This window comes from Maribacter sp., assembly GCF_049667165.1.
Taxonomy (GTDB): Bacteria; Bacteroidota; Bacteroidia; order Flavobacteriales; family Flavobacteriaceae; genus Maribacter_A.
The window spans coordinates 1-2,782 of record NZ_JBATHS010000304.1 but is presented as its reverse complement, the minus strand read 5'-3'; the positions used below and the strand labels follow the sequence as shown (position 1 = coordinate 2,782).

Below are 2,782 nucleotides of genomic sequence, written 5' to 3'. Positions count from 1 at the left end.
GTGGTCGCATCTGAAAGCAACGTGGTGAAGGTCGTATTGCCACCAGCGGTTAAAGCGCCAACCAATTCGGTCAGATTGCTATTCGCTACGGCATGATCCACAATATTGGGCAATCCTATAACCGCATCAACGATATGCACAACCCCGTTGATAGCTTTATTGTCGGCTGCGGTAACATTGGAAACACCATTTAAGGTAACGCCATTTGATAGATCTACAAGCATACTTAAGTTGTTTCCACCAGCCCCTGCAGTTGAAAGTGTAGATACATAGCCTGCCATTAAGTCGGTAGATAGATTGGTTCCACTTACAACATGGTTCAATAAAACCTGTGTCAAAACATCAACGGGTACTTCACTTAAATCTGCAAATCCGTTATCTGTCAAGAAAGTTTCAAAGGCATCATTGGTCGGTGCGAAAACCGTAAAAGGTCCATCGCCAGCCAAAACGGTCGGTAAATCCCCATCGGCAGCCACTAATGCTGCTACCAAATTACTTAAGGTTGGGGTGGCAATCGCCAAATCGGTTATGGAAACTAAAAGCACATCACTTAAAGCATCCAAAGCGGCTTGAGGAAGAAGCACCTTATCAATAAGGTGGATAACCCCATTATTTGTTTCTACATCGGCCAAGGTCACTTGGGCAGCCTCACCGGCGGCATCGGTAAAGAATACTCCCCCGTTTAAACTTACGGTAAGATTTTCACCCTGAACTGTGGTTACCACTTGGCCTTCGCTTAGGTCCCCTGATACTACGGCAGCACCACCAACGACATGGTAGGTTAAGATGGTAGCTAAAAGATTCTGTAATTGTTCATTGTTGAAGTCGTCCAAGGAGTCGAATCCGTCCAATCGGGCCAATAAATCTGCGAAGGCATCATTAGTAGGCGCCAAAACAGTAAAATTGGTAGTTTCATCACTTAATGTGGCAATCAGGTCGTTTGCGGCACTTTCATCAGCTTTTGCCAAGGCAGCCACCAAGCTGCTGACACTTTCCGTAGCCAATGCTGTTTCAACGATATTAAAATCGTCAACCATTCCTGGTTCTGCTTCTTTTTGATCCGGACCGTTGTCATCATCATCGGAACAGGACAATACAAATGTTGCCAAGAGCAACAAAATAAATCGATTTAAAAATTTAGTCTTTGATTTCATTGTTAGAGATATTAAGGGTTAAAAATTGTTTTTGTTTAACATATAAACTTAAAAGTTGAACAATATTACAAAAGGTTTCGTTTTGTTTAGCATTAATTTTAAAAAGTTTAACAAAATAAATTTTCAAAAGGATATGCGTTCTGCCATTTTTTAGGGTTGCACAACCTTATTTTGTATTTTTGTGCACTTTAAAGAACGAATGAAAAAAGTAGTTATAGGACTCTCGGGAGGCGTTGATTCCAGTGTGGCAGCCTACCTGTTAAAGGAACAGGGGTATGAGGTCATTGCCCTATTTATGAAGAATTGGCATGACGATTCCGTGACTATTTCTGAAGAATGTCCTTGGTTGGAAGATAGTAATGATGCTTTGATCGTGGCTGAAAAATTGGGAATCCCATTTCAGACGGTTGATCTAAGCGTGGAATACAAAGAGCGTATCGTGGATTATATGTTCAACGAATACGAGAAGGGGAGGACCCCCAATCCTGATGTGCTTTGTAATCGGGAAATCAAGTTCGATGTCTTTCTAAAAATTGCCCTACAATTGGGGGCCGATTATGTGGCCACGGGACATTATTGTAGAAAAGGCACCATTACCCATAAGGATGGCACCGAAACCTTACAGCTATTGGCTGGGATTGACGGTAATAAGGATCAATCCTATTTTTTATGCCAGCTTTCTCAGGAGCAATTAGCCAAAACACTTTTTCCTATTGGGGAACTCACCAAACCGGAAGTGCGCCGCATCGCGGCGGAGAATGATTTGATCACCGCGGATAAAAAAGATTCCCAAGGCCTTTGTTTTATAGGGAAAGTGCGATTACCCGATTTTCTACAACAGAAATTAAAACCAAAAAAGGGAGTCATTGTTGAGGTAGAGGCGACGCTGGATAAGTATCGGGAAGCACTACCTGATTTTAAGGGCAAGGAAGAAGAATTGGCCTATTTTTCGAAAAAGCCTGCCTATTCCACCGCAGACGGAAAGGTTGTTGGGGAACATCAGGGCGCCCATTATTTTACCAAGGGGCAACGCAAAGGCTTGGATGTTGGTGGCACCAAAGATCCCTTGTATGTCATCGACACCGATGTAGTAGAAAACGTTATTTACACCGGACAAGGGAAAGCGCATCCGGGGTTATACCGTAGAACCTTGTTTGTCACCAATGCCGAAATCCATTGGATACGCCCTGACCTCGCCTTGAAGGTGGATGAAACCATGGAGGTTATGGCAAGAATCCGTTACCGGCAACCTCTGCAAAGGGCGACTTTGCATAAGATCGCAAGTGGGCTTTATGTAGATTTCAAGGAGAAGCAATCAGCCATTACCGAAGGTCAATTTGTGGCTTGGTATGTCGGGGATGAATTGTTGGGATCTGGTGTAATCTCATAAATTAGTTCTGTCCCCTATGATAAATTTACCATAATATGTATTAGTTTTAAGTTCCCATCTTCAGCGGAAGTGGGGAATGAATTCCCTGACTCTGACAGGGGGGAAAGGGGAGTTTGAATTTAAAACCCTCCGTCACGATTTTCAATCGTGCCACCTCCCTTCACTTAAAGGGAGGAGCTAAATTAGTTTTCAATATGGAACTATGAATCAAAACAGAATCACGCAACTTTTCGGAATC

Annotated in this window: 2 protein-coding genes; one reads left to right on the top strand and one right to left on the bottom strand. The window is 43.0% G+C overall.

The window, feature by feature from the left end:
- On the bottom strand, positions 1-1,154 hold a 1,154-nt coding region (locus WBM98_RS14345; RefSeq protein WP_424366711.1), incomplete at its 3' end, for a fasciclin domain-containing protein.
- 199 nt (positions 1,155-1,353) lie between these two features.
- On the opposite strand from WBM98_RS14345, the gene mnmA reads away from it, so the two are divergent.
- Entirely contained in the window at positions 1,354-2,544 is a 1,191-nt protein-coding gene (gene mnmA, locus WBM98_RS14340; RefSeq protein ID WP_424366710.1) for a tRNA 2-thiouridine(34) synthase MnmA, read from the top strand.
- The last annotated feature ends 238 nt before the right edge of the window (positions 2,545-2,782 follow it).